Source organism: Neisseria sp. P0020.S005 (genome assembly GCF_051957055.1).
GTDB classification, from domain to species: domain Bacteria; phylum Pseudomonadota; class Gammaproteobacteria; order Burkholderiales; family Neisseriaceae; genus Neisseria; species Neisseria subflava_A.
The window spans coordinates 38,426-60,756 of sequence record NZ_JBQCWV010000012.1 but is presented as its reverse complement, the minus strand read 5'-3'; the positions used below and the strand labels follow the sequence as shown (position 1 = coordinate 60,756).

The window sequence follows — 22,331 nt, the reverse complement described above, 5'->3', positions numbered from 1 at the left end:
TGTGTTTTTAATTTTGGCTTATTGTAATACGATTTTTAAAAGGCCGTCTGAAACTTGATTTAATCGCTCAGTTTAAAACGTACTAGTTGATACATGTTATTTCAACAGATGAACCCTGGTTTGAGCGTATTAAGCGTTTGTCTTCCCAATTTATCCGGCAAGTTCTGCAAATACCCAACCTGAAACACCAGACCAAACGACGGCAAGCAATATTCTCTTCATTTTTAAAACCTTATAAAAACAGAAAGGCCGTCTGAAATATTTTCAGACGACCTTTTTATAGTGGTTTAACGATGGTAGTTAGGCGCTTCTTTAGTGATTTGTACGTCGTGAACGTGAGATTCGCTCATACCGGCAGAAGTGATTTCCACAAATTCTGCTTTCTCATGCATTTCAGCAATATTGGCACAACCCAAATAACCCATGCTGGAGCGCAGACCGCCGGTCAGTTGGTGGATGATGTTCACAATCGGGCCTTTGTAAGGAACGCGGCCTTCAATGCCTTCAGGAACATATTTGTCTGTGCTGTCGGTTTTGTCTTGGAAGTAGCGGTCGGCAGAACCTTGACTCATCGCACCCAAGGAACCCATGCCGCGGTAAGACTTGTAAGAGCGGCCTTGGTAAAGTTCGATTTCGCCCGGAGCTTCTTCCGTACCGGCAAACATACCGCCGAGCATGACGCTGTATGCACCTGCTGCCAGAGCTTTGGCAATATCGCCGGAGAAGCGGATACCGCCGTCGGCAATCAGGGGAACACCGGTGCCTTTCAGGGCTTCAGAAACATTGTGAATCGCAGTCAGTTGAGGCACGCCTACGCCTGCCACGATACGGGTCGTACAAATCGAGCCCGGGCCGATACCGACTTTAACGGCATCCGCACCTGCGGCCACCAAATCCAAAGCGGCTTTAGCAGTCGCGATGTTGCCGCCGATGACTTGGATGTGCGGATAAGTTTCTTTTACCCAGCGCACGCGATCGATAACGCCTTGGCTATGACCGTGGGCAGTATCGACCACAATCACGTCCACGCCTGCTTCTACCAATGCTTTGACGCGCTCTTCGGTATCGCCGCCAGTACCCACCGCGGCACCGACGCGCAGACGGCCTTCGGCATCTTTGTTGGCATTAGGGAATTCGGTTGTTTTCAGAATATCTTTAACTGTAATCAGACCTTTGAGTTCGTCTTGGTCGTTCAACACCAAAACGCGCTCAACTTTGTGCGCATGCATGATTTCGCGGGCTTCATCAATGCTGGTACCTTCAGGAACGGTAACCAAACGGTCGCGGGGGGTCATGATGGCAGAAACCGGCAGATCGACACGGTTTTCAAAACGCAGGTCGCGGTTGGTCACGATACCGACCACTTTGCCGTTTTCAACAACTGGCAGACCGGACATTTTGCGTTTGCGTTGTGCGCGCATTTCCAAGACTTCGCGGATCAATGCGGTCGGCGCAACGGTAATGGGATCTTTCACCACGCCGCTCTCATGGCGCTTCACTTTGGAAACGGCACGCGCTTGCAACTCCGGCGTCATGTTTTTATGGATAATGCCGATGCCGCCTTCTTGAGCCATAGAAATGGCCAGACGCGCTTCGGTAACGGTATCCATTGCAGCAGAAAGTAGAGGGAGGTTGAGCGTGATATCGCGGGTGAGTTTGGTTTGAAGTTTGACATCTCGAGGCAGCACGTTTGAGTGCGCTGGAACCAACAAAACGTCGTCGAAAGTATAGGCTTTTTCTACAATACGCATGATGCTCGGTCTTTCAGTTTGTGCAAGATGCACGGCATTATATCACACCGGCTTGATGCTAACATTGGCAATACACGTTTTAACGTTATTTTTTTACATGATTTGATTTGGCGTACAAAAATATGCCAACGCATTGCAGTTTCAAGTAAAATAAGCCGCATGAGAACATCATTTACATAAGGGAAACCCATGAAATCTTCCGTACTCAAAACCTGTCTGACAGCAGCCCTTCTCTCTTCCGCCGCCCTGACCGGCGCAGCCGAGGTTTACACTTGGAAAGGCACATCGGGCAACAGCTATTCCGATACGCCAAACCGCCTGCAACCGAAGCGTTCCGGCGTGGTCAACATCCGCACGCACAACGTCAAACCTGCCGTTGCGCCTGCTGTTGCGGCATCTGAGCCGGTTGCCGAGCAGCCCAACGAACAGGTTGCGGAACAAAACAAACAAATCGAAGAGCGCAATAAAAAAATCGAAGAGCAAAACCGCCAAAACAAGCTGGAAAACTGCAAAATCGCCAAAATCAACCGCCAAGTCGCCGAAAGCGCACGCTTGGCCAATCGTGACAGCCTGATTAAGCAATACCAAAACGACGTCAATAAATACTGCAATTAAGCTCTCGAATAACAATATCAAAAAGGCCGTCTGAAATTTAATTTCAGACGGCCTTTATTTTTTCAGCCTATCAATAATACACCTGAACCAACAACAAGCCGATGGCTAAGCTGAATGCCATGCTCAACAGGCCCGGAATCATGAAGCTGTGGTTGAAGATAAATTTGCCGATTTTGGTCGAGCCGGTTGTATCGAAGTCGATAGCGGCAATAATCGGACCGTAGTTCGGAATGAAGAAATAGCCGTTTACTGCAACAAATGTGCCGATAATGATGGGCGCAGGAATCCCCAGTTTGATGGCGATTGGGAACAGTGTCGCCACTGTTGCGCCTTGGCTGTTGACCAATACCGACAAGACAAACAGGGCAAAGGCAAAGGTCCATGGTGCAGATTCAACCAAATGGCTAACGGTCGATTCTACTTCTGTTAAGTGGCCGCTCATCAAGGTATCGCCCAACCAAGCCACGCCAAATACTGCAATCACGGCACGCATACCGGCATGGAATACCGAACCTCGGGTAATCGCATCGCCATTGGGTTTACACGCCAGAATAATCAGCGCAGAAGCAGACAACATCACGATTTCAATCGTATGCGCCATACCCATAGGCTTGATCGCGCCATCGTGTTCAAAAGCCGGACGCAGCTCAGGCAGCGCACCCATTACCACCACCAGCAATGCCGCAGTCAAGAAAATACCGACCGACAATTTGGCTTTTGGCGAAATGGTGACATCGGTTTTTTGTTCCTCAACATCGATGTATTCTTTCACATAATTCGGGTCTTTCAGCAAGGCCTGATAATGCGGATCATCTTTCAATTCTTTGCCCAGTTTGTTTACGAACACGCAAGCCAAACCGATACCCAAAATCGTGGACGGAACGGTAACTTTCAACACATCCGCCATCGTGATGTGCTGCGGCTCAAGCATGGTAACGCAGGCAACAACCGCGGCGGCAATCGGGCTGGCGACAATCGCAAATTGGGAAGCGATAACCGCCATCGTCAGCGGACGGGAAGGACGGATGCCATTGCGACGACTGACTTCGGCAATCACAGGCAAGACCGAGTAAGCCACATGGCCCGTACCTGCCAAGACGGTGAAGGTGTAAGTTACCGCCGGCGCGATAAAGGTGATGTATTTCGGATTGCGGTGCAACACGCGCGTGGCAATCTTAATCATATAGTCCAAACCGCCGCTGGCCTGCATGGCCGCCGCGGCAGACACTACCGCCATAATCATCAGCATCACATCAATCGGCGGGCTGGTCGGCTGAAGATGGAAACCAAAAGACAATACGGCCAAGCCGATACCGCCGAGCACGCCCAAACCAATACCGCCAACCTGCGCACCAATCAGGATACACAGCAGCACGACGGCAAACTGGATAAAAAACATAGTTGACATAACAACTCCCAAAATCCGGCCTTCGCCGAAATAAAATTACAAACGGTTGGATTATAGAGTAAACCCTCTTCCCTAACCATACTTTACCTAATTATACATACTGATCTATATCAAATAAATAATATTCTCATTTACCCGCTAGGTTTTTAAAAACACAAAAAAGGCCGTCTGAAGATTTTCAGACGGCCTCTATGATTTAAAAAGATGATAAGGCTATTTTCCGGCTACTTCTTCATCTTTTACAAAATCCGATACGCCATGGACACAGCGGATTTTGCGTTCCGACAACGTTGCCTCCAATAAAGCATCGTTTTGCGGCAAAGAATCGCGTTCTGCCTCATTGTGCCAGAGGTGGTACGCAATACCGGCAAATTTCAGATTATGGCGTTTCATACCGTTATGATAGCAACGGGCGACAAATTCGCTGTCTTCCCTGCCCCAACCGACAAAGCTATTGTCAAACCCGTTGACAGCAAGCGCATCGCTGCGGAAAAAGCCCATATTGCAAGTTTTGATGCCTTTGTGTTTGCGGTTGCCTTTTCGGCCTGCCAATTTAGCCAAACAACGGCAGCGCAGGGCGGAAAGCCGTTTTTCTATCCCCGAGCTGAACATAGACAAAGCAGGCAAATCGCCTTCGTCCAAAATATCCTGCGTTTTATCCTCAGTCAAAATCACGCGGGAACCCTGTATCAGACGGCCCTTTCGGGCAATCTTCAAATGATCGGCGATAAAAGACGGATCCAAGACCATATCGCCGTCAATCAACACAATATAATCGCTTTTCGCCTGCGCCAGCGCACGGTTGCGCGATTCGGCAGCACGAAAGCCTCTATCCGGCTGCCATGAATGCTTAACGGGAATACTTGTCCTACGGCGGATAAAATCAACCACTTCGGCGGTTTCCTGCCTTGAGCCGTCATCCGCGACAATAATCTCATCCGGCAGACGGGTTTGCGATAAAGCCGATTTCAACACCAGCTCCAAGGCATCGGGGCGGTTGTAAGTCGTAATGATGAGAGAGATGGTTATCGTGCGGTTGCGCTCGTAGAGTTTGACATATTTGTAATACGAACCCTGTGCATTGGAAACTGAAATCGTCAGCCCGTCCGCACCATAAGCAAAACCGCGCTTGAGCAGGTAATTTTTCACAAACGATACGCCGCCATGCAGCAAAGCCTTAAACGGCGAACTGTCTTTCTTGAAGCGGTTTTCTTCCGCATACAGCGAGCTGTACTGCTGCATTTTCTGAATCAGCCCTTCGGCGTTTTCAAAGGAATAATGTTTCAGACGGCCATCGAGTTGTTTAACCTTGGCTTCCCGCGGCAACACCAAAGACTCATGCACCTGACGGTCGGAAAAACGGGTAAATCTGCGATGATAAAGGCGCGGAATAATATCCGGATACCAGCCGCAACCTTTAATCAGTCTGCCGTGGTAATGGTTCAGACGGGAAAGCGAAAAAATATGCTCCTTCTCATTTTCCAAAACAGCTGTACGAATGGATTCAATTAAAGCCTCATCCGCCACTTCATCGCTGTCTATGCTGAAAATCCAATCGTTTTGCGCCAGTCTGGCCGCCAGATTTTTCATCGGGCCAAACCCGATAAAGTCATGCTTGTAATAGCTGACATTGGGAAAGCCCTTGGCAATTTCAAAAGTACGGTCGGTCGAGCCGTTGTCCAACAACAGGACCTCGTCAAAGTCTTTCAGCGCATTCAAAACTTCTGAAAGATAACGTTCTGAATTTTTTACCAACATGGCGGCGGTTGCCGGAATTGTGTGCATCATAAAAGGGCCGTCTGAAAAAGGAAGCTGTATTTTAACCGATATACCGCTACAATATGTCCTCCTTTTTTCAGACGGCCTGACTCATGCAGCTTATTCTCGCCCCCATGCAGGGGCTGGTGGACGATGTGATGCGCGACCTGTTGACGAGTATCGGCGGATTTGACGAATGCGTCAGCGAATTTGTCCGCATTACGCACACGGTCCACTCACGCGCCACTTGGCTTAAATATGTTCCCGAAATCGCCCATGCCAACCGCACGCCGGCCGGCACGCCCTGCACTGTCCAACTTTTAGGCAGCGATGCGGAAAACATGGCCGTCAATGCTTTGGAAGCCGTGCGTTTCGGTGCGGACAAAATCGACCTCAACTTCGGCTGCCCCGCGCCAACGGTCAATAAACACAAAGGCGGTGCGGTCTTGCTCAAAGAGCCCGACTTGATTTACCACATCGTCCACACCCTGCGCCAACGCCTGCCGCAACACATTCCACTGACTGCCAAGATGCGGCTCGGTTATGAAGACAAAAGTCTGGCATTGGAATGCGCCTCCGCGATTGAAAACGGCGGCGCATGCGCGTTAACCGTCCATGCGCGCACCAAAGTCGAAGGCTACGAACCGCCGGCACATTGGGAATGGGTGCGCAAAATCCGCGATGCAGTCAGTATTCCCGTTACCGCCAACGGCGATGTGTTCAGCCTTCAAGACTATCTCGACATTAAAAACGTCAGCGGCTGCAACAGCGTGATGCTCGGGCGCGGCGCGGTGATCCGTCCCGACTTGGCACGGCAAATCAAGCAATATGAAAACGGCGAAACAGTCAAAGATACCGACTTTGCCGAAGTCTCCTCATGGATAGTCCAATTCTACGACTTATGCCTTGCCAAAGAAGCCAACAACAAATATCCGGTTGCCCGTTTGAAGCAATGGCTGGGGATGATGAAAAAAGAGTTTGAACAGGCGCAGGTATTGTTTGACCGCATCCGCGCCATCAAAGAGGCGGATGAAGTGAAACAGATTCTGCTGTCGTTTGAACAAGAGATGCATTCATGATTAAAAAAGGCCGTCTGAATTTCAGACGGCCTTTGATTTCATCACCTACATACATAATCAGCCAACAGCCTTCCTTTTTCCGCACTGGCTGCATTAGCCATATTCACCTGTCTGGTCTCAGGGCCATTCTTGGATTTCAGGGCTTCGCCATATTTTCTGGCAAACTCTTTATTGGCACTGGTCACTCTTGACTCAGTGGAATCCAATATAAACCCGTCTTGCTCATATTTACCTTGCGCAGTAATAATCAAGATATTTTCAGGCGAAGGATAATCCGGAAAATCAATATAGTTGGTAACCAGCTTGTAGGAAACGCCTTTGCCGTGTTTCATATCCTGACAGATGCCGTTAGGCGCGGTAAAGACTGCATGGCCGATCCGACTACGTCCGAAATCGTAAAAATCGATTCTCTTAGCAGTAGCCAACAGTTTTCTATCGTTGCCGTCATTGATATTTAATGACTTGCCGTTTACCAAAAACAGGGTTGGCAACAAGGGGTTGCCATGAGAGGCTTCCAAATTATATGCTTTGCCCAACAGCTTGCCCTGACGATACACAGTCAAGACAGGCTTTTTCAAACCATTTTCCGGATTGCCGGTTTTCTTAAAAGAAATCTTCTGAACCACATTGCCAAATTCATAATAAGGCCGCGACTGCACACCTGTTTTCGTATCCTGCAGGGCGCTCCAGTCTCCGCCCGTCGTTTGGGCGCACGCAGTCAGAGCAACAAACAGAATACCCGATAGTAAAACTTTAGAATGTTTCATTCATAAACTCCTTCTCAAGTAAACAAAAGAACGGATGTGTGCCTTTACTGCCTAATTTTGTTTCTTTATTAAAATTTTAGAACTATTGCACTAAATTAGCAAGGGATTAAAGAACAGGCCGTCTGAACATTCAGACGGCCTTGATTAAGCTCAAATTTTAAGAAGCCAAAACGCGGTGGAACAAAATCTCATTTTCTAAATGGATATGGTCTTTCAAATCATCCACCATCTCTTTAGCCAAAGTATACAAACGGGTCCAGCTGCCGCAAGCGCCTTCGGGAAGCTCAAAATTGTTGGTCAATTCTTCCAAACGCGCGATGGCTTGGTCGTGTTCTTCATGCTCGTGCATCATCACGCTGATGGGCATTGCCGCACCACGGCCCACGCCCTGATTAATCATTGGGAACAACATGCGCTCCTCTTTCATCATGTGCATCAACAGCTCGTTTTGCATATAGGCCAACAAATCGGCCACTTCGGCAGGGAAAGTATCGGCATGAACCTGCGCCACTTTTTGCGCCAGCGGTACCAACTCTTCAAACTGTGCGCGGTGAACGTTGTGATAACGTTGCAGGATATGGTCAATTGTAGAATTGAAAGGTGCGGTTTCCCAAAGGGTAAAGTCGGTCATGGCTGTGTTCCTTTAAAGATTGATATTGGATGAATGTTAGACATAAGGATACACGCTGCAAACGGCTTTGTATAGTTTTTTAATTGCTTAATTAATTGATAATAAAAGTTATTTTCAAAATTAAAATACCAAACAGGCCGTCTGAAACGTAAAGTCAAAGTTTCAGACGGCCTGCCCTTTTCTTAAATAATCCAACGATATAAGGCAATCATTACCGGCATGGTTACCACACAAAGCAAGGTCGTCAGCCCATAAATCGCGCTGGCTTTTTGGGCATTTTTGCCGTAAACAACCGCCATTTGGGTAACTGTCGAAGCGGCAGGCGAAGTCGTTGCCAAAAAGCTGATTAAAACAACCGTATCCGCATGCGCATCATGATGGGCAAAACCGCAGACTTTGACGGCAAAAAGCAATAATACCGGAATCAAAATCAGCCTTAAAAAAGCAACGAGATAAAGCCTCGGCATCCACATAATCGAGCGCAGCGGCAAAGAAGCCAAAAGCATGCCCGCCACCAACATAGCAACCGGGCCAATCATACTGCCTACCGTGGCCAAAGTATTATCGACAATGTGCGGCAGCTTGATTTGAAAGGCAAACATCAGCAGCCCGACCAGCATGGATAAGATGTTGATATTGGTAAAAATGGTTTTCCAAGCCACATTGCCTCGGCCGCAAATCAACAGGCGCAGATGCGTCCAAAACAAAAACGTCTGCACCATGATAAAACCGCTGGTGTAAATCACCCATTCCGCCCCAAATACCGACATCACCAAAGGGATAATCAGGTTGCCCGAATTGCTGTACACCGTTGCCGCGTGTTCAAGCGCATCGAGTTTGAACAAGTGTTTAAACACCCTGCCCAAAACAATCAACACCACATGGAAAAACACCGCCAGCATGACGGAAAGCTTCAGCCCTTCGATAATCTGCGGCGTATTGTCCATCTGAAAGGCATGAATCATGACGGACGGGCTGATCAGGTAAAGCGCGATGACGGAGAGCGTGTAGCTGTTTTCCGATTTCAACAGCCCGGCCTTCACCAAGGCCACGCCCATCAAAACAATCAACGTCAGCTCGGTAATTTTTCCGGCAAGCAGGAAAGAGGTTTCCATAATAAAAAAAGCGGTAAAAACGTTGATTTTACGCTTCTACCGCTTCGCATACCAAATTCAGACGGCCTCAACATTCAAGGCCATCTGAAATTTTCTACCACAGATAAGTTACGCTGGCTCCACCGCCTGCACCACCCTTAGATGCGCCAACAGCCGAACCTTTCACCAGCCATTTGCCGCTGGCGGATACTTTCGACACTCCGACAGCAAAACCGGCCTTTCCGCGCCAAACGCCGCTGCCAATGGATACCGCACCCTGTCCCGGCTGATAAGCTTGTCCCAGATTACCCACCGCAATCGCAGCGGCAGAGCCGGCATCCGCACGGTCTTCCAGTTTTTTCATTTCTACACGTGTTTCAGCGCGTATCTGATTGATTTGAGCGGCTACTGCCGACTCTTTTTGCTGACTGTCAGCCTGCCATCTTTCCGCAAGCCTTTTGACCTGAGCCACATTTACCGCATCCGTATCCTGAGTACCGGCAGCCACATGGGTAATTTGACGGCTGTCTTTTTCATTGCCAACCGAAACCGCGCCCAATGTTGATTTCCATGCCTTTTCTTCAGATTGACTTACCGACTGTGTCGCAAAATCATAGCCTGCCTGCCCTGCAGCTAAATCCGCAATGCTTTGCGCACCCAGAGCCACCGCTTTCTCGGCTTTACCTTTGGCTTGGAAACCGAGTGCCAAAGATTTCTCTTCCAAAGCCGATGCGCCACCGCCAACTGCCGTACCACCTTCTTTACGCACACTGGAGCTGGTGCCGACAGCCAGACCGTTCAAGGCTGTAGCGGAAGACTCGACACCCAAAGCTACACTGTTTACGGCATTCGATACCGCACGCGTACCGACCGCCACTGCTTGATAACCTTCTGCTTCAGCAGCCGATGCCAGCGCAAGTGATTGAGTCCCACGTGCTTTAGCTCGATCACCTAAGGCCGTTGCACTGAGCGCATCCGCCTCACTATCTCTGCCGATCGCTACTGCATCAATATTACTTGCCTGTGCGCCATTACCTACCGCAACGGCACGCAAAGCCGAAGCCTTGGACAGCAGGCCAACTGCAACGGATTGACCGCCAGAAGCAGCCGCTGCACCACCGACTGCTACATCATTTGTTCCCTTGGCATGAGCCCGAAAGCCAACCGCGACCGACCGCAATGCCTCCGCCTTGGATTCTCCACCCAAAGCAGTTGCGCTCAAACCAGAAGCGGTAGAATCATAACCCAAAGCAGCCGCCTTATAGCCACCTGCTTTAGCCTTGTCGCCAACTGCAGTGGCATTTTCGCCCGATACGGATTCTTTACCGACAGCCAAAGAACCCGTCTTGTGCATGGTTCCGGCAACAATACCTCCGTCCGCATACGCAGTACAGAAAAAAAACGCCAAAGCCAAACACAAAGGACTGAGCGATACATTCAGTTTCATCTTTATATTCTCCATTTTTTAAATATTAAAAATATCTCGTTCAATCGAATTAATACTTTTGAACTAGTTATATTGTATATATTTTTATTCTCATATTAAATAGTTCGGATAAATATTTTGATTTATGTCATAAATTTCAAACATCCTGGCAAATGTTCCTGACCATCCTTCTAAACAACCATCAGTTTCAGACGGCCTGAAGCCTTTTTCCAACAACCCGATATAATTTGCCCTGCCGCAAAGCAAATCAATATAAATCTGTCCGTATATCCGCTATAATCAGCCATTTTCTTCAAACAGGAAACATCATGTCCCCCAGCCGTTTCAATCAAACGGGCCCAAAAATCGGCCTGAGCGTACGCCTTGCAGAAACCCAAGCTGAAATCGAAGCCGCCCAAAGATTGCGCTATCAGGTTTTTGCCCAAGAACTGGGGGCGGAAATAGAAAGTGATGACGGCCGTGATGTCGATCCTTATGATGAGTATTGCCACCACCTGCTCGCCTTTGACGATGCAACCGGCGAGGTAATCGGCTGCTACCGCCTGATTACCGAAGAAACCGCAAAAAAAGTCGGCGGCTGGTACAGCGAGCATGAATTCGACCTTGAGCCTTTGAAAGACATCCTACCGCAAACTGTCGAACTCGGCCGCGCCTGTACCCACCCGGACTACCGCAACGGCGGCTTGGTCATGCTGTTGTGGACCGGTTTGGTCAAATTCATGAAAGACGAAAACCTGCGCTTTATGATTGGTTGCGGCAGTATCGAAATGCGCGACGGCGGCAACGATGCGGCCGGCCTGTATCATGCTTTGAAAGACAAATACCTCGCTCCGGCACAATGGTGTGTCAAACCGCTCAACCCGCTCAAATGGGACAGCATCACGCCGTCTGAAAATCCGCCTGTACCCGCCCTGATCAAAGGCTATCTCAAAGCAGGCGCGTGGTTCTGCGGCGAGCCTTGCGTCGATGAAGCATTCAACTGCGCGGATGTGCTGATCATGATGGACATCAACCACCTTTCCGACCGCTACCTGCAGCGTTTTGCCCCTAAAACCGATTCATAATAAAAGGCCGTCTGAAACTTCAGACGGCCTGCCTAATCTTTATAAAAACACACACAATGACCGCCAAAATCCGTTTTATCTTCCGTCTTTTCTGTATTGCCGGCTGCCTTTTGTACGGCATGGCCGAAATGTTTTTTCTGTTTCCCTTTTACAGCAGCAAACGCAAACTGCGCGCGATCCAATTATGGTCGCTGCGCGTGCTCGCTTCCTGCGGCATGAAACTGCAAACTTTCGGCACGCCGCCGCAAGAAGGCCGCGGCCAAATGCTTATCAGCAACCATATTTCATGGTTGGACATTATGGCGGTCAACGGCGCATTCCCCGGCCGTTTTGTGGCCAAAGACGATGTAGCCAAATGGCCGATGGTCGGTTATCTTGCCACGCAGGCGCAAACGGTTTACGTCTCGCGCAACCGCGGCATCAAAGGCAACTCCGCCAAAATTGCCGGAGTAACCGAAGCACTGAAAAACGGCGATACCGTTACCATTTTCCCCGAAGGCACCAGTACCGAAGGCCGTGAAATCCTGCCGTTCAAACCCAGCTTTTTTCAGACGGCCTATGATGCAGGCGTACCGATTATTCCGGCACTCTGCCGCTATCCGAATCCGGACGGCAGCAGCCCCAACCCGCACACTGCCTACTACGGCGACATCAGCCTCTGGCAATCCATCTGCATGGTCATCAGCCAGCCTTCCAGTACAGTCGAACTGCATTTCCTCGATCCGATTGAAGCAGGAGAAGACCGCTACACTACCGCGCTTCAAGTACACGCCCTGTTGAGCGAAAAGCAAAAACAGCTGGGCTGATCAAAAAAAGGCCATCTGAATGTTCAGACGGCCTTTTCCATTATCTTATGTCTTAAGATGAATATTGCACCGAATCGCTACCGCTTTTCTTTTGAATAAATTCAATTTTGTAGCCGTCCGGATCTTCAACAAACGCAATCACAGTCGTACCGTGTTTCATCGGACCGGCTTCGCGTACCACTTTGCCACCCATTTCTTTGACACGTTCGCACGCGGCGTAAGCATCATCGACTTCAATCGCGATGTGGCCGTAAGCCTCGCCCAAGTCGTAAGACTCGGTATCCCAGTTATGGGTCAGTTCCAAAACAGTATGGTCCGCCTCATCACCATAACCAACAAAAGCCAAAGTAAAACGGCCTTCAGGATAATCGCGGCGGCGCAGCAGTTGCATGTTCAATACGTTTTGATAGAAATCCAAAGAGCGTTCGAGATTGCCGACACGCAGCATAGTATGAAGCAAGCGCATGATTTTGTTCCTTTCTGAATTATGTTTGGTCATGGATTATAACACATCGGGCACCATCCTCTTCAGCCTCAAAATACCGACACTGAAACTGCATAAAAATGAAGCACACACCCTGCCATCATTTGAATTTCATGTATTAACAAGCACACCGACTGACTAAATTGCTATAATCGCCACACTTACAACACAACACTTCAAACCGTCATGAAAACCTTTGTTCTTCCAGATACCCGCCCTTATCCGCAGAGCCCTATCAAAAACTACCTTCTGCTCAATGCCTATCAGCTGGCGCACAACTCCTCCTCCGCATCGCGCAAGCTTTCAGCCGGCCAACTGCAAACCGAAATCCGCACCATGCTCAGCCAAAACCATTACATCAACCTTTCATTGGCAATGACCATGGCACCCGATGTCGGCACTTACACCAGCCTGATTCAAAGCGTGGGCGAAGTCCTGAAGGCAGAAAACGATAACGAAGCCCAATGGTTCGCCCTGCCTGTCGTTTTGGTTGCCGGTTGCAAAAAAGAACAAACCCTGCCGCTCACGCTGCCTACCGAAGCCCTCTTCGCCTGCCTGCAAAACTACCCCAACCTGCGCACCCTCACACAAAACACGCAATGGCTGCCCTACCTCGTCCAATCGACCGATTTGAGCAGCGTTACCCCGGGCGAGTGGTTCCAAGCCAAGCAAAACGATGAAGCGGCAGGCGCATTCCTGCAAAAATTCGAATACAAACCATTGACGCTGCCCGAAGGTCAATCCGTCCATGTTGTTTACGCGCTGGGCTACGGCAATAAAGACATTCAGACGGCCTTGGGCCTCAACCTGCAACAGGCAGGCCTGCCATTGATGCAGGTTTGGCAAGAGCATCTCGCTCTCGACGGCGTTACCCTTTTTACCAACCCGCTCTCACCCAATACGCCGCTTGACGCGCTGACCGACGGCAGCCACACCCGCCAACGCATGGCCATGGACGTTTTTGCCACCAACGCCATCCGCGCCATCCGTATGCAAAGCCCGCGCGTCGGCGTTGTTGCCGCAGCCAAGGCGGACGGTAAGCTCCAGTTCAGCTTCAACGCGACCGACAGCGCGTTTGAAATCGTTCCACAGACCTTCACTTGGGAGCTGGCTTCAACCGACAATATCGCCATCGTTCAGCAAAACTTCCTCGACCTGATGGCCGAATGCCGAATCGAGCACCTCTACCTGCTGCACAACCCATTGGGCGAAAACGAGAACATCCCTACTTATGCCCAAGCGTTGAAACTGGAAGGCCATAATCCTTTCTTCAGCAATGTAAACTAAATTGAAAATGCAACACGCCAAGGCCGTCTGAAAACGGTTTAGCGTGTTGCATTGATTTTCAAACCTTACCGCTCATTTTCACAAACATGAAAACCCACAAAATCCTTTTCGTCTGCCTCGGCAACATCTGCCGCTCCCCCATGGCCGAATACGTCCTGCGCCACCGCGCCCGCAAAGCAGGCATGGGCAATGCCGTCATGACAGCCAGCGCAGGCACATCAGGCTGGCACGACGGCGAAAACATGCACGAAGGCACGCGCCGCGCGCTCAAGCAACACGGCATCGACCCGTCAGGCTTTACCAGCAGTAAAATCAAACCCAGCGATGCCGATCATTTCGACTACATCATCGTGATGGACGACAACAACCTCAGAGAAACCGAAAAGCAGCTCGGTTTCCACCCGGGTAAAATCTTCAAACTGACCGACCTTATCCCCGATTCAGGTTACAACCACGTTCCCGATCCGTGGTACACAGGCGACTTTGACGAAACCTACCGTCTGGTCGATGCCGGCAGTTTGGCCTTGTTGGAAAAATTGAAACAGGCTTAAACCGGCTTGAACAATAAAAGGCCGTCTGAACAGGTATCCGCTCGTGATGACCCATTCAGACGGCCTTTATCTATGACCGCAATCAACCTACGCGATAAAACGCCAGACTGCCCAATAAATTCGGCAGATGTTTAATCTGTTTATTGCCGGTCATGACAGCACGTTCCAACACGCGGATTTTATTTTTGGCACACAGCAAATCAAAGTCTTTGAGAGTACACCAATGGATATTGGGCGTATCGTACCAATGATACGGCATCCGCTCGGAAACCGGCATATGGCCGCCGACCGCGATTTGGAAGCGGTTGCGCCAGTAGCCGAAGTTAGGGAAGCTGACGATGGCCTGTTTGGCCACGCGCATCAGGCAGCGCAGGATTTTTTCCGTGTTCTGCATCGCCTGAATAGTTTGGCTCAAGACAATCACATCAAAACTTTGATCGCCAAAAGCCACCAAGCCTTCTTCCAAATCGGCTTGAATGACGTTCACACCGCGGGATATGGCGGCAATCACGCTGTCGGTATCTATTTCAACGCCGTAGCCGGTGCAATTTTTATGTTCCACCAACGCAGCCAACAGCTCTCCGTCGCCGCAGCCTAAATCGAGTACGCGGCTGCCTTCGGGTATCCAATCGTAAATGAGTTGCAAATCGTCGCGCAGATTCATTTTTGGCAGTCCTTGTAAACGTTGTTCATATAAGCGGCAACCGCGCGGATATAGGCTTCGTCTTCCATCAAGAAAGCATCGTGGCCGTGATTGGATTTGACTTCAATGTATTGCACGGATTTTTGCGCGGCAATTAATGCCTTGACCAATTCATGCGAACGTTGCGGCGAGAAGCGCCAGTCGGTACTGAAGCTGGCAACGAAGAATTTGGCCTGCACATTCTCCACGGCGCGCGTGAGGTTGTGGCCGTAATCGGCAGCCGGGTCAAAATAGTCGAGTGCCTTGGTCATCAGCAGATAAGTGTTGGCATCAAAGCGGCCGACAAACTTGTCGCCTTGATAGCGAAGATAAGATTCCACTTCAAATTCAACGCCGTAACCATACTGGTAGCCGTCTGATTTTAAATCGCGACCGAATTTTTTACCCAAGCCGTCTTCGGCAAGATAGGTGATGTGCCCCATCATGCGCGCGATACGCAAACCGCGTGAAGGAACGGTATGATGACTGCGGTAATTACCTTCATGGAAATCGGGATCGGTCAAAATAGCCTGACGGGCAACATCGTTAAACGCGATGTTTTGAGTGGAAAGTTTAGGCGCAGAAGCGATAACGAGCGCGTGGGCAACGCGTTCAGGTAAAGAAATCGTCCATTGCAATGCCTGCATGCCGCCCAAACTGCCACCGACAATGGCCGCCCATTTTTGAATACCGAGATAATCGGCAAGCATGGATTGGGACTTCACCCAGTCTTTGACGGTTACCACCGGAAAATCCGCGCCATATTCGTGGCCGGTTTCAGGATTTTCGGACAAAGGGCCGGTACTGCCGTCGCAGCCGCCCAAGTTATTCAAACCGACCACAAAAAAGCGGTCGGTATCGATGGGTTTGCCGGGGCCAACCATATTGTCCCACCAGCCGGCGTATTTATCCTCCGCACTGTGCTTGCCGGCAACGTGATGATTGCCTGACAAGGCGTGGCAGATAAGGACGGCATTGCTTTTGTCGGCATTGAGTGTGCCGTAGGTTTCAATCATCAGGTCGAAACGGGGTAAGGTTTTGCCGTTTTCCAGAGCAAGCGGTGTGTCAAACGGGATTTTCTGGGGCGTTACAATGCCCACTGAGGCATTTGTTGTCATTTGTAATTTCCAAGTGAAGCGGCAAAAGGGGTATTATAACGTTTCGTTTTTGTTTTGTGCATGAGGCTTCAGACGGCCTGCCTTAATTAAAGGCAATATTTTTGAGAGGATGTAGAATGATAGGCAGGCTTTTACGATTTTTTTTCTTTTGCGCCATCGCGGCATTGATTGTGAACCGTCTGTTCAGCCGCAAACAAAAGCGCACCATTCGGGAAATCGCCAAAATCAGCGCGTGGGTATTACTGGGCGCGGCGACGGCTACGCTGTTTTGGTATTTGATGATGCTGTTTTTCAAGCATATTCCCAATTCTTATTGAAATAAAATATAAAAGGCCGTCTGAAAACCTTAATCCAGCGTTTTCAGACGGCCTTTTGATATTCAAACTTAAAACAATTCTTCCGGAATCTTGCAAACCGGAATCGGATTGACTTTGTGCTGCATGGCTTTGTGCAATCGTGTATAGATTGCCAAAACTTCGCGCTGTCTGCCCTCAAAATCTTCTGGCTTGTGACTGTTGTACACGCTCATCGCCCATTCGAGTTCGGGATAAGATGCGCCCATTTGCTCTTCATCGGTACGCTCGGTATCCCAAAGGCCGTCTGTCGGTACAGCTTTTTGAATGTCTTCCGAGACGTCCAGCTCGGCAGCCAACGCGTACACTTGAGTTTTGGTCAAATCGGCAATCGGGCTGATGTCCACGCCGCCGTCGCCGTATTTGGTGAAGAAACCGACGCCGAAATCTTCAATTTTATTGCCCGTCCCGGCCACCAGCAAACCATGCAGCTGGCCGTAATAATAAAGCGTCGTCATGCGCAGGCGGCTGCGTGCATTGGCCAGTGCCAGCTGTTTGTTGGGAAATTCGGTTTCGCTGACGTCAACGGTATCGGCGAAAGTATCGAACGTCTGGGTCAAATCGACGCTTTGCGCTTTTACATTGGGATAACGCTGTTTCAGACGGCCCATGTGTTCTTGCGCGCGGTTGACTTGGTCGGATTTCTGACGAATCGGCATTTCCAACAACAAAACCGACAACCCGGTTTGCGCTGCAAGGGTGGAAACCACGGCAGAATCAATGCCGCCGGATACGCCGACGACAAAACCTTTGGCACGCGCCTGCTCGGCGTAATCTTTGAGCCATTGAACAATATGGCGGATGATGGCTTGGGTTTGCATAGGGATAAATGTTCGCTTCAAATAAAACGAATGATAGCCTGATTTGCACTTGTCTGAAAGACGACAGGGTATAATGCCCTTTTTATTTCTTGCACGCACACCATGTCCAAACCTATCCTTCTGCGCTGGCTCGTCGTCTGCCTGATTCCGATCGCCACCCTTTTGTGGTTTGCCCTCAATCCGCCCGAAGACAAAACGCAACACCTCATCAACGGCATCATCCTTGCCTGCGAAGCCACGTTCCTATTCAAATTCGTCCTCTTTGACGTCATCAAACACCACCTCAAACAAGAGCCCGAATTGAAACGGCAAAGCATATGGATGTTTATCCCGATTGTTTTGCTGATTGTTTATTTATTCCACTATTTCGGCGCATTCTGATGTTTTCAGACGGCCTTGGGCATATTTTTCCATGAACACCACCCCACCTTATACCTGCTGGATTTTTTGCAACGTCATCGACAACTTCGGCGACATCGGCGTTTCATGGCGGCTGGCGCGTGTTTTGCAACGCGAACTCGACTGGCAAGTGCATTTATGGACAGACGACTTCCCGTCCCTTCAGGCACTCTGCCCTGACTTGGCCTCGATTCCCAATATCCATCAAGGCATCTGCGTTCACGCTTGGCAAACCGACCATGCCGAAGATACCGATACAGCCCCTCCCCCCGACATCGTCATCGAAACCTTCGCCTGCGAACTGCCCGACAACGTTCAATCCATCATCCGCCGACACCGACCGCTTTGGCTCAACTGGGAATACCTCAGTGCGGAAGACAGCAACGAGAGGCTGCATTTAATGCCCTCGCCCCAGGCTGGCGGCATACAGAAATACTTTTGGTTTATGGGTTTCAGCGAAAAAAGCGGCGGCCTGCTGCGCGAACGCGATTACGCCGAATCTGCCGGATTTGATACGGAAGCCTTACGCCGACAACTCAAACTTCCCGCAAAAAACGCGCCTGAATGGCTGCTTTTCGGCTATCAAAGCGATATTTGGGCAAAATGGCTGACCATGTGGCAACAGGCCGACCAACCTATTACCCTGCTGCTTGCAGGTACACAAATCATCGCCAGCCTGAAAAACAGCGGCCTAATGCCGCAAAACGCCCTGCTTGAAAACGGCGATGTTTATCAGAGCGAACACGTTACCCTGATCAAAATCCCTTTTGTCCCCCAACAGGATTTCGACAAACTGCTCAACCTTGCCGACGGCGCCGTCATACGCGGCGAAGACAGCTTTGTTCGCGCCCAACTTGCCGGAAAACCTTTTTTTTGGCACATCTATCCGCAAGAAGAAAATATCCATCTCGACAAACTACACGCGTTTTGGGACAAAGCGCATCAGGTTTATCCGGATGTTGTTGTCGCCACGGCACACCGCCGCCTTTCCGACGAGCTCAACAACGGAGAAGCACTCAGCGACAGCCAACGCCTGCAGGCATGGCAAACCCTGACGGCACACCAAAACGAATGGCGGCAAAGCGCGGCAAAATGGCGGGACGGACTTTTTGCCCAAAAAAGTGCCGTCGAAAAACTTGCCGCCTTTATTTCAAAGCACAAAAAAATACGCTAAAATAGCGCGTTTTATTACAACCGATTTGATTGGAAAACTACAATGAAAACAGCACAAGAACTGCGCGCCGGCAACGTATTCATGGTCGGCAACGACCCTATGGTTGTTCAAAAAACCGAATACATCAAAGGCGGTCGCTCTTCCGCCAAAGTCAGCATGAAACTGAAAAACCTGCTGACCGGTGCCGCTTCTGAAAGCATTTACAAAGCCGACGACAAATTCGACGTCGTAATCTTGGCCCGCAAAAACTGTACTTACAGCTACTTTGCCGACCCAATGTACGTCTTCATGGACGAAGAATTCAACCAATACGAAATCGAAGCCGACAACATCGGCGACGCGTTGAAATTCATCGTTGACGGCATGGAAGACGTATGCGAAGTTACTTTCTACGAAGGCAACCCAATCTCCGTAGAATTGCCTACCATCATCGTTCGCGAAGTTGAATACACCGAGCCTGCCGTTAAAGGCGATACCTCCGGTAAAGTGATGAAAACTGCACGTCTGGTTGGCGGCACCGAAATCCAAGTGATGTCTTACATCGAAAACGGCGACAAAGTCGAAATCGATACCCGTACCGGCGAATTCCGCAAACGTGCTTAATCAGCCAGTAACACAAAAAGGCCGTCTGAATATTCAGACGGCCTTTTTCTCAATCTACCTTATTGTTTCTTCAAGCCCTTGGCTTCGACAGTCGCAATCGTACCGTCAATGCCTTTGCTCTTAATCAGCTCGCCAAATTGATTGCGGTATACCGTTACCAAGCTGGTACCGTCCACGCGGATGTTGTAAATCTTATACACGCCGCCGCTTTGGTAAAGCTGGTAAGCCACTTCATACTTGGTACCTTTTTTGGTCTGAATTTCCGAGAAAACATCAAACTTATTGCCGTTTGCCGTCATCTTCGGCAACAGGCGCACATTCGCATCCGCGGCACCAATCAGTGCAGAGTGCGAGTACATCGCAATCACCATATCTTTGAATGCACGGATAAAATCGGTTTTCTGTTTGGCAGAAAATTCACGCCATGGCGCGCCAACCGCCAAAGCCGAAATACGTTCATAATCCAGATAACGGTTGGCATACTGCTCAACCTGTTTCACACGTTGAGCTTCTGTCAAAGAAGTATTGCGTGCAATTTTCAACACAGCATCAATATTCTGCTGCATCTGCTTTTGCGCAGGATGCGTTTCCGCCGCCACATAGGGCGCGGCAATCACCATCGGCGCGGCCACAATCAAAGTCTGAAGAAAACGGTTCATGACGATATCCATCCAAAATAAAACCGCATTGTAAAAACAATCTATTCCAAAAAACTTAATTCTTTGTAAAAGCAGTCATGAGCAATGAAAAATCCTGCAATCAAATTTCAGACGGCCTGATAAAAATAAGATAACATATAAACGCTATTTTAAAAGGAAAAAGCCATGCCCTATGTCAACATCAAAGTAACCGGCGGCAGCGAAGCCCCGAGTGCAGAGCAAAAAGCCGAATTAATCCGAGGCGTCACCGAATTACTCTCTCACGTTCTCAACAAAAACCCTGAGACGACCGTCGTCGTCATCGACGAAATCGATATGGACAACTGGGGCATAGGCGGCAAAAGCGTGACGGTTCGCCGTGCCGAAGCGCGCAATAAGTAAGCTTTGACCGTCTGAAACCCTTTTAATTTACCCGCAAAAAGAGTACATTTATCCCATTGTCTACAATTTTACGGAACACACATCATGGAGAAATTCCCCAAATCATCAAAACTGGACCACGTTTGCTACGACATCCGCGGCCCGGTTCATAAAAAAGCCCTGCAACTGGAAGAAGAAGGCAACAAAATCCTCAAGCTCAATATCGGCAATCCGGCTCCGTTCGGCTTTGAAGCGCCTGATGAAATCTTGGTTGACGTCATCCGCAACCTGCCGACTTCACAAGGCTATTGCGACTCCAAAGGTCTTTACTCCGCACGCAAAGCTATCGTCCACTACTACCAAACCAAAGGTCTGCTCGACGTTACCGTCAACGACGTTTACATCGGTAACGGCGTGTCCGAGCTGATTACCATGTCCATGCAGGCATTGCTCAACGACGGCGATGAAATCCTGATTCCTGCGCCTGACTATCCACTGTGGACCGCTGCTGCAACACTGGCCGGCGGCAATGTGCGTCATTATTTGTGCGACGAAGAAAATGACTGGTTCCCAAATCTTGCCGATATGGAAGCCAAAATTACGCCGAAAACAAAAGCCATCGTCGTCATCAACCCCAACAACCCGACAGGCGCGGTGTACAGCAAAGAAATCCTGCTCGAAATCGCCGAATTAGCGCGCAAACACGGCCTGATTATTTTTGCCGACGAAATTTACGACAAAATCCTCTACGACGACGCCGTACACCACCATATCGCTGCCCTCGCCCCCGACTTACTGACCATTACCTTTAACGGCCTCTCCAAAGCCTACCGCGTGGCCGGTTTCCGTCAAGGCTGGATGGTGCTCAACGGCCCGAAACATCATGCCAAGGGTTATATTGAAGGCCTCGACATGCTCTCCTCCATGCGTCTGTGTGCCAATACGCCGATGCAACACGCCATTCAGACGGCCTTGGGCGGCTATCAAAGCATCAACGAATTTATCCTGCCCGGCGGCCGCCTGTTGGAACAACGCAATAAGGCATGGGAGCTGATCAACCAAATCCCCGGTGTTTCCTGCGTCAAACCAATGGGCGCGATGTATATGTTCCCCAAAATCGATACCGAAATGTACGGTATTCATGACGACATGAAATTCGTCTACGATTTGCTCGTGCGTGAAAAAGTCTTGTTCGTCCAAGGTACAGGCTTCAACTGGATACGCCCCGACCACTTCCGTATCGTTACCCTGCCGCCCGTTCATCAAATCGAAGAAGCCATGGACAAACTCAAACGCTTCTTGCAAAACTACCATCAATAAACCTAAACCAAACAGGCCGTCTGAAAAAGCAAACTGCTGCTCAGACGGCCTTTTCAATCAATCGGCAACTTGGCAAAGCACGCTGACATGCGTATAATCG

General features: G+C 49.7%; 24 protein-coding genes. 12 read left to right on the top strand and 12 right to left on the bottom strand.

The features are described from left to right. Nucleotides 1–287 precede the first annotated feature (287 nt). Complete coding sequence (gene guaB, locus ACTHTU_RS09755) at nucleotides 288–1,751, bottom strand: IMP dehydrogenase (protein ID WP_314512511.1); 1,464 nt, start codon at nucleotides 1,749–1,751, stop codon at nucleotides 288–290. A gap of 189 nt (nucleotides 1,752–1,940) precedes the next feature. Here guaB and ACTHTU_RS09750 point away from each other — a divergent pair, with 189 nt between their 5' ends. After that, a complete protein-coding gene (locus ACTHTU_RS09750; RefSeq protein WP_049333378.1) occupies nucleotides 1,941–2,366 on the top strand; it encodes a DUF4124 domain-containing protein in 426 nt (141 codons plus the stop codon). 70 nt (nucleotides 2,367–2,436) lie between these two features. Here ACTHTU_RS09750 and ACTHTU_RS09745 read toward each other — a convergent pair whose 3' ends face one another. Together ACTHTU_RS09745 and ACTHTU_RS09740 are read right to left on the bottom strand one after the other, a co-directional pair. Further along, complete coding sequence (locus ACTHTU_RS09745; protein WP_440362439.1) at nucleotides 2,437–3,765, bottom strand: anaerobic C4-dicarboxylate transporter family protein; 1,329 nt, start codon at nucleotides 3,763–3,765, stop codon at nucleotides 2,437–2,439. A 222-nt stretch (nucleotides 3,766–3,987) separates the two neighbouring features. Then, nucleotides 3,988–5,562, bottom strand: a complete 1,575-nt coding sequence (locus ACTHTU_RS09740; RefSeq protein WP_440362424.1) for a glycosyltransferase family 2 protein — start codon at nucleotides 5,560–5,562, stop codon at nucleotides 3,988–3,990. Between the two features lie 83 nt (nucleotides 5,563–5,645). Here ACTHTU_RS09740 and ACTHTU_RS09735 point away from each other — a divergent pair, with 83 nt between their 5' ends. After that, nucleotides 5,646–6,611 (top strand): tRNA dihydrouridine synthase, encoded by a 966-nt coding sequence (locus ACTHTU_RS09735; protein WP_440362423.1) that lies wholly within the window; start codon nucleotides 5,646–5,648, stop codon nucleotides 6,609–6,611. Between the two features lie 41 nt (nucleotides 6,612–6,652). On the opposite strand, the gene ACTHTU_RS09730 is transcribed toward ACTHTU_RS09735, so the two are convergent. The 4 genes from ACTHTU_RS09730 to ACTHTU_RS09715 all read right to left on the bottom strand — a co-directional run bounded on the left by ACTHTU_RS09730 (nucleotide 6,653) and on the right by ACTHTU_RS09715 (nucleotide 10,550). Further along, on the bottom strand, nucleotides 6,653–7,378 hold the full coding sequence (locus tag ACTHTU_RS09730; RefSeq protein ID WP_440362422.1) for a hypothetical protein: 726 nt from the start codon (nucleotides 7,376–7,378) through the stop codon (nucleotides 6,653–6,655). 157 nt (nucleotides 7,379–7,535) lie between these two features. After that, a complete protein-coding gene (gene dnrN / locus ACTHTU_RS09725) occupies nucleotides 7,536–8,009 on the bottom strand; it encodes an iron-sulfur cluster repair protein DnrN (protein ID WP_254323765.1) in 474 nt (157 codons plus the stop codon). 182 nt (nucleotides 8,010–8,191) lie between these two features. Then, nucleotides 8,192–9,124 carry an AEC family transporter gene (locus ACTHTU_RS09720; protein WP_440362421.1) on the bottom strand — a complete coding sequence of 311 codons (933 nt, stop codon included), beginning with the start codon at nucleotides 9,122–9,124 and terminating at the stop codon, nucleotides 8,192–8,194. A 94-nt stretch (nucleotides 9,125–9,218) separates the two neighbouring features. Next, nucleotides 9,219–10,550 carry a YadA-like family protein gene (locus tag ACTHTU_RS09715; RefSeq protein WP_440362420.1) on the bottom strand — a complete coding sequence of 444 codons (1,332 nt, stop codon included), beginning with the start codon at nucleotides 10,548–10,550 and terminating at the stop codon, nucleotides 9,219–9,221. Nucleotides 10,551–10,858: 308 nt separating this feature from the next. Here ACTHTU_RS09715 and ACTHTU_RS09710 point away from each other — a divergent pair, with 308 nt between their 5' ends. Next, the gene (locus ACTHTU_RS09710; RefSeq protein WP_049333389.1) at nucleotides 10,859–11,614 is read left to right on the top strand and encodes a GNAT family N-acetyltransferase; all 756 of its coding nucleotides are present in this window, start codon (nucleotides 10,859–10,861) and stop codon (nucleotides 11,612–11,614) included. A gap of 56 nt (nucleotides 11,615–11,670) precedes the next feature. Further along, nucleotides 11,671–12,420 (top strand): lysophospholipid acyltransferase family protein, encoded by a 750-nt coding sequence (locus ACTHTU_RS09705; protein WP_440362419.1) that lies wholly within the window; start codon nucleotides 11,671–11,673, stop codon nucleotides 12,418–12,420. Between the two features lie 52 nt (nucleotides 12,421–12,472). On the opposite strand, the gene gloA is transcribed toward ACTHTU_RS09705, so the two are convergent. Beyond that, nucleotides 12,473–12,886, bottom strand: a complete 414-nt coding sequence (gene gloA, locus ACTHTU_RS09700; protein ID WP_070589865.1) for a lactoylglutathione lyase — start codon at nucleotides 12,884–12,886, stop codon at nucleotides 12,473–12,475. Between the two features lie 204 nt (nucleotides 12,887–13,090). Between gloA and ACTHTU_RS09695 the strand changes: the two genes are divergently transcribed. Together ACTHTU_RS09695 and ACTHTU_RS09690 are read left to right on the top strand one after the other, a co-directional pair. Then, nucleotides 13,091–14,191 carry a hypothetical protein gene (locus tag ACTHTU_RS09695; protein ID WP_003685151.1) on the top strand — a complete coding sequence of 367 codons (1,101 nt, stop codon included), beginning with the start codon at nucleotides 13,091–13,093 and terminating at the stop codon, nucleotides 14,189–14,191. Nucleotides 14,192–14,277: 86 nt separating this feature from the next. Then, on the top strand, nucleotides 14,278–14,742 hold the full coding sequence (locus ACTHTU_RS09690) for a low molecular weight protein-tyrosine-phosphatase (RefSeq protein ID WP_063068763.1): 465 nt from the start codon (nucleotides 14,278–14,280) through the stop codon (nucleotides 14,740–14,742). An 82-nt stretch (nucleotides 14,743–14,824) separates the two neighbouring features. Here the strand turns inward: ACTHTU_RS09690 and metW are convergent, their stop codons facing one another. Together metW and metX are read right to left on the bottom strand one after the other, a co-directional pair. Beyond that, nucleotides 14,825–15,406, bottom strand: a complete 582-nt coding sequence (gene metW, locus ACTHTU_RS09685; protein WP_003682452.1) for a methionine biosynthesis protein MetW — start codon at nucleotides 15,404–15,406, stop codon at nucleotides 14,825–14,827. Then, the gene (gene metX, locus ACTHTU_RS09680; protein WP_063068764.1) at nucleotides 15,403–16,542 is read right to left on the bottom strand and encodes a homoserine O-succinyltransferase MetX; all 1,140 of its coding nucleotides are present in this window, start codon (nucleotides 16,540–16,542) and stop codon (nucleotides 15,403–15,405) included. Before metX ends, metW begins: the two co-directional genes overlap by 4 nt. A 116-nt stretch (nucleotides 16,543–16,658) precedes the next feature. Between metX and ACTHTU_RS09675 the strand changes: the two genes are divergently transcribed. After that, nucleotides 16,659–16,859 (top strand): protein MIGRI, encoded by a 201-nt coding sequence (locus ACTHTU_RS09675; RefSeq protein WP_070587794.1) that lies wholly within the window; start codon nucleotides 16,659–16,661, stop codon nucleotides 16,857–16,859. 68 nt (nucleotides 16,860–16,927) lie between these two features. Here ACTHTU_RS09675 and nadE read toward each other — a convergent pair whose 3' ends face one another. After that, nucleotides 16,928–17,716: an NAD(+) synthase gene (gene nadE / locus ACTHTU_RS09670; RefSeq protein ID WP_440362418.1), complete on the bottom strand. Its 789-nt coding sequence runs from the start codon at nucleotides 17,714–17,716 to the stop codon at nucleotides 16,928–16,930. Nucleotides 17,717–17,818: 102 nt separating this feature from the next. Between nadE and ACTHTU_RS09665 the strand changes: the two genes are divergently transcribed. Genes ACTHTU_RS09665 through efp form a run of 3 tightly spaced genes read left to right on the top strand, consistent with a single transcriptional unit; the run spans nucleotide 17,819 to nucleotide 19,892 of the window. Next, complete coding sequence (locus ACTHTU_RS09665; RefSeq protein WP_440362417.1) at nucleotides 17,819–18,097, top strand: hypothetical protein; 279 nt, start codon at nucleotides 17,819–17,821, stop codon at nucleotides 18,095–18,097. Between the two features lie 31 nt (nucleotides 18,098–18,128). Further along, nucleotides 18,129–19,289 carry an elongation factor P maturation arginine rhamnosyltransferase EarP gene (gene earP / locus ACTHTU_RS09660; protein ID WP_440362416.1) on the top strand — a complete coding sequence of 387 codons (1,161 nt, stop codon included), beginning with the start codon at nucleotides 18,129–18,131 and terminating at the stop codon, nucleotides 19,287–19,289. A gap of 42 nt (nucleotides 19,290–19,331) precedes the next feature. Beyond that, complete coding sequence (efp, locus tag ACTHTU_RS09655; protein ID WP_070608205.1) at nucleotides 19,332–19,892, top strand: elongation factor P; 561 nt, start codon at nucleotides 19,332–19,334, stop codon at nucleotides 19,890–19,892. Nucleotides 19,893–19,951: 59 nt separating this feature from the next. On the opposite strand, the gene ACTHTU_RS09650 is transcribed toward efp, so the two are convergent. Continuing rightward, entirely contained in the window at nucleotides 19,952–20,551 is a 600-nt protein-coding gene (locus tag ACTHTU_RS09650; RefSeq protein WP_049322312.1) for an MlaC/ttg2D family ABC transporter substrate-binding protein, read from the bottom strand. A gap of 165 nt (nucleotides 20,552–20,716) precedes the next feature. Between ACTHTU_RS09650 and ACTHTU_RS09645 the strand changes: the two genes are divergently transcribed. Continuing rightward, complete coding sequence (locus tag ACTHTU_RS09645) at nucleotides 20,717–20,932, top strand: tautomerase family protein (protein WP_440362415.1); 216 nt, start codon at nucleotides 20,717–20,719, stop codon at nucleotides 20,930–20,932. 84 nt (nucleotides 20,933–21,016) lie between these two features. Beyond that, on the top strand, nucleotides 21,017–22,231 hold the full coding sequence (locus tag ACTHTU_RS09640; RefSeq protein ID WP_440362414.1) for a pyridoxal phosphate-dependent aminotransferase: 1,215 nt from the start codon (nucleotides 21,017–21,019) through the stop codon (nucleotides 22,229–22,231). Nucleotides 22,232–22,331 lie beyond the last annotated feature (100 nt).